Here is a 4,854-nt window from a genome sequence, read left to right as displayed (position 1 = left end):
CCAAAAAGATCGTGTCTCGCCGTCGAATTGGTCGGATTATGAACCAATTAGGCTTGGTATCGAATTACACTGTGGCACAATACAAACCGCATAAAAAGTGCGTACTTACATATTTTCAGCTTGGACTTTACAATAAAAATGAAATCAGCTTAAGGAGGAAAAAACATTGAAAACTCTTGTTATCATAACACACCCAAGCTTAGAAACATCTGTTGTTAATAAGCTATGGGTAGAAGAATTAAAAAAATATCCAGAAAAATATACTGTGCACGAATTGTATAAGGTATATCCGGATGAGAACATAAATGTGGAAAAAGAACAAAAATTGATTGAAACTCACGGGAACCTTGTTTTCCAATTCCCTGTATATTGGTTCAACTGTCCTCCTCTCTTAAAAAAGTGGATGGATGATGTTTTCCTTTATGGATGGGCTTATGGTTCAAAAGGAGATAAATTAAAGAATCGTAAAATTGCTTTAGGGGTATCTGCTGGGATCAAAAATGTGGATTATAGTTAAGCTGGAAGATACCATTATACACTTGAACAAGTGTTACGTCCGTTTGAGACGACAGCCATCTATTGTGAAGCAGATTATCGTTCGTTCTTTGCGTTTTATGGAGCAGAATTTGAGCCATCTGTAAGCGAAATAGAAAAAAGCACTCAAGATTATTTAAATTTCATTGAAAATATGTAATGGGTAACTTTTATAAAAGTTAAAATAAGAAGTACCTCCTAAACAAGAAGGTACTTCCTTTTTACACTATGCCTATTTTGTTACATTCTAGAGCTTAAAAATTATTTTTCTCTCCCCAATCGCACATCATATCTAACAATGGAATAAGTGAACAACCACGTTCAGATAATGAATATTCAACTTTTGGAGGTATTTGGGGAAATTCTTTGCGTATAATAAGACCATCTTCCTCAAGTTCTTTTAACATAACACTTAATGTTTTAAAGGGAATAGTCTCAATACATCTCTTCAGCTCATTGAACCTCATAACCTTATTTTCAGACAACCAATACAAAATAATCATTTTATACTTACCACCTATTAAGGATAACGTATATCCAAAACCAGTGTTTTTTAGTTCTACGCCAGTCGGAACACAGGTTTCTCTCACAATCCTACTCTCCTTTTAATAAGAATATCCTATCAATATGAATACTTTATAGTAAATTACTATGCAATCTTATCACAAGAATATAAGGTAAGATCACTATAAAATTTTGTTATATCTTTAATTCGAATAAAAATTTTAACAAAACACTCCTGTTAAAAAACTTAGTCTTTATTCCACAATCTGGCCCGATTGTTGAACAACACTCTTCAACTAAACTGCCACGTTAGTTCAATAAGAAAAAAAGAGCTGCCTATGCAACTCAATGATCTTCAAGTAAACCCCATTAGTTTGAGAAGTTCTAAAGTAAAAAGGGAACAATTTCTCCCTTTCACTTTAATTTATGCTTTCAGCTATTGTCATAAAGCTTTTAGTATTTTAATACAAACATCTTTGACAGATTATTACCATGATTGTTTTTGGGGGAAATGATAAGAGTTCGGTAAGCCTCTTCGTAAAGATAATGCGTAAATACAAACAAAACCAGCAAAACACCATTTGGTGTCGTACTGGTTTTTTTGAAGTACATCTTAAATTGTAGTTAGTTCAACGTAATTGCAAATTCCGAGTTCGGCGCGCCAGCAAATACAACCGTTCCGTTCTTCGGCAGTTTTACTTTGTTATTGCCGCTCACAATGGTAAAATCGACGCATACTCCCTTCTCATCATACACCGCGAACGAACCCTTCGATGGCAACGTCACGGTCATCGTTTTCTCGGCTGCCGATTGCGGGATCGTAAACCATCCCGCATGCCCATTTGCTTGTAGCGTAACTTTGGATGATTGGCTTGCATCAAGCGGTTTCACGTTGGTTCCACTTACGTATAACAATCCGGACATCTCCATATATTCATTACCGCCTTCTGTATAGAAACGAGATTCCGTCGTATCACGGCCTGTCATCACGGGGATCTGGAGCTGATGCGCAGCCGTGTTTGGACCTGTAATTTTTCTGCCGTCCCAATAGCCCTCTAGACCTTTATTGCGATTAATTTGTGTTGTAAGCATCATTGGTACGAGATAGTGAGCAGAACTATATTTCTCGTTTACGAGATAGAACTTAACGCCTTCCCGCTTCGCCCATGCGGCAGTGGTTTCCTTCGATAGCACATTGTCTTCTAGTTTCTCGGCTAAATATTGAGTAACTGCTGTTTGCCCTAAACCTGGCAACGATATAAATGTGCTCTCCCTCAAATATGTTCGTCTATTCTTCTCTGTGACGAAGTTGAGCTTGGAGGTACCTGTCTCATTAATAAAGCTTCCATTCGCAGTATATACATATTTTTCTTCTAAATTAGCTGGTAAGATCAGTTCTCCATTCTTCGTAATTTCTATTTTGAAATGACTGAAACTATTGCCGTAAAAACCCGCTTTCTTTGCTATGTCTTGAGGCATCTTGGCCTTGACCGGCTTGCCAAAGGATTTGTTCGGCTTGATATCCTTAATTGTGCCCTTCTCTTTAAGCGCAGCGAGCAGTATTTCTGTCGCCATCAGTTGATTTGTAGAGCTGCTACCGCCGGATGACAACACAGCCACTGCCATCTTCTGTTCAGGAAGTACGACCAGTGTAGCATGTTGCAGTCCCGTGTCGCCGCCTTTAGCCAAGCCCTTTATCCCATATTCATTGAATGGATATAGTTTCACACTATCCCAGCCAAGACCATAGTTTACAATATTATCTACATCCCCTGGCCACATTCCTTTTTTATATTCCTCTTGCTCCATCGCCTTGACTGCCTTATCAGAGAGGATTCCTTTTCCCCGTCCCATAAATATTTGTGAGAATCGCACCATATCTTCTGCCGTGGAAGAGATCCCTCCCGTACCAATCACATTCACCGATTCAGTAGGAAGCTGTCCTTGGTACGTTGGAAAATAAAGTCCAGCCCGCTTATCGTTTTCCCATTTGTCCTGAGGCGTTTTCGTATGATTTAGCTTTAAGGGTTCTGTAAACCGTTGATGTATAAATTCGGTAAAGCTCATACCGCTTACTTTTTCCACCATAATCTCAGCCAGCGTAAAGCCGTCGTTGCAGTATACCGAGAACGCGCCAGGGTCCGCCTTCAAGTTCTGGTTGGACAATTGTCGCAACAAATTATCATGGGCATAGGTATCATTATCTTTAAATAAAAAATTATTGCTATACTCAGTACCTTGCAAACCGGAGGAGTGGTTTAACAGCATACGTGGCGTAATGCGTTTGTAACGCTCGTCTTTCATCTGGAAATCAGGAACATAGTGGACGACAGGAGCATCCAAATCGACTTTTCCTTCGTCGACCAATTTCATCACAGCCGCCGCTGCATACATTTTACTGACTGAACCAATCCCGTATAGAGTATCTTTGGTCAGCGGCTGTTTCCCTTTCATATCGTTCTTGCCTGTCTGACCCGACAAAATAAGTTTGCCATTATCAATTAGCGCATACTGCACGCTAGTCGTCTCATAGGACTTCGTGAGTAGAGTAGCCTTCTCTGCCGCAATCTTTTTCAGTTCTTGGCTAGCAACTTCTTGGCTAACTACAACCATAGTCTGACTGCTAGAAAACGCCATCGTTCCTGTTGGTAGGATCATCGTTAACGCTAATGTAGCAGCTAACACCCCAGATAATTTATTTTTCATAAAAGAATTGCCTCCTTAGATAAGTGATCGATTTCATTGCTTATTTCGAACAAAGGTAACTCCTTGTTGTCCTTATTTAGCAGTATACATAAACAAAACCAAAGAAAAAATAAAGTAAACAGATGGTAAAATATATAGAAGCTGCCTTCCGTAAGTACCATATGATATTAGTGGAGTTCAACTTATTTTTATCTCTTGTAATACTTATGTTTATAAACTTTTTGTAGACGCAGTATTGATTTCGTCGCTTTTCTATAAAGAATGGATTTAAGGCTATCATATAAGAGTATTGCAAAACTCCGCACTGTTTAGATCTTGCCTACTTTCCTGTTTGTTTGTTGTCCCCTCTAACTTAACCAAGTTATCAAGTAATTTCTCAAAATTGCTTGCAAGAGATTCAATTTTTTTCATTCATTTCTGTGTATAAGGAAAAAAAGCCTAAATCAATTAAACGTACAGTCTTTTCAAGCTCCAATATTGCATAGTTCGCCATACCATGGTCTTCATGCCAACCATTGGATGTTATTTGTCGATTCTAGCTTGTTTTTAGTGCCAACATGCATGTGAAGCAAGGTGAAATTTATACATACCGTAGCACAAAAATGATGAAAGATTGAAAATAGCTCCCTTCAAAGACTTTTGTCAGCTGATTTGTTTTTAATATAAGTCATTTAATACCCCCTTTTATCTTGTACTTTTATTGTAAGAATCGATTTTTTCTTTTTTCTTACTCATTCCTTACAAATTTATTAATTGTAAAAAGGATCGTCTCATATGGCTTTTGAGGGAATCATTCGCTATTTATGCAGTTGGAGAAGAAGGAATTATATGATGTAATGCTACAGCACAATCCAATCTTTCTTTTTGCCATACATAACACAACCCTAATTTTCACAATCCAAAAAATCCTATTAAATGTAATAACAGCCTTAAATAGGATTGCAACAAATAATTTTATTATTTAGTTAGGCTGTTTTCTCAAAGATTGTTGCTTCTGCTCTATCTATCTTCTTAAGGGACTGTCAATAGTTTTGTGTAAATGACAATCCAACCTTTTCTTGTAGATTATCACTTTTAGATTTTTAAGTGTTTTTGTTCGAAGGAATGATT

Annotated in this window: 2 protein-coding genes and 1 pseudogene; 1 reads left to right on the top strand and 2 read right to left on the bottom strand. The window is 37.6% G+C overall.

Going from position 1 to position 4,854, the window contains the following annotated elements; translation table 11 throughout:
- Positions 1-166 precede the first annotated feature (166 nt).
- A pseudogene (locus tag ACQKMD_RS21740) lies at positions 167-694 on the top strand (NAD(P)H-dependent oxidoreductase).
- A 94-nt stretch (positions 695-788) separates the two neighbouring features.
- Here the strand turns inward: ACQKMD_RS21740 and ACQKMD_RS21735 are convergent.
- Together ACQKMD_RS21735 and ACQKMD_RS21730 are read right to left on the bottom strand one after the other, a co-directional pair.
- Positions 789-1,124: a winged helix-turn-helix transcriptional regulator gene (locus ACQKMD_RS21735; protein WP_400964439.1), complete on the bottom strand. Its 336-nt coding sequence runs from the start codon at positions 1,122-1,124 to the stop codon at positions 789-791.
- Between the two features lie 538 nt (positions 1,125-1,662).
- Entirely contained in the window at positions 1,663-3,744 is a 2,082-nt protein-coding gene (locus ACQKMD_RS21730) for a serine hydrolase domain-containing protein (protein ID WP_427754637.1), read from the bottom strand.
- Positions 3,745-4,854 lie beyond the last annotated feature (1,110 nt).

It is taken from the genome of Viridibacillus sp. NPDC096237 (assembly GCF_050278625.1).
In the GTDB taxonomy this organism is placed as follows: domain Bacteria; phylum Bacillota; class Bacilli; order Bacillales_A; family Planococcaceae; genus Viridibacillus.
This window is presented reverse-complemented; position numbering and strand designations above follow the sequence as displayed.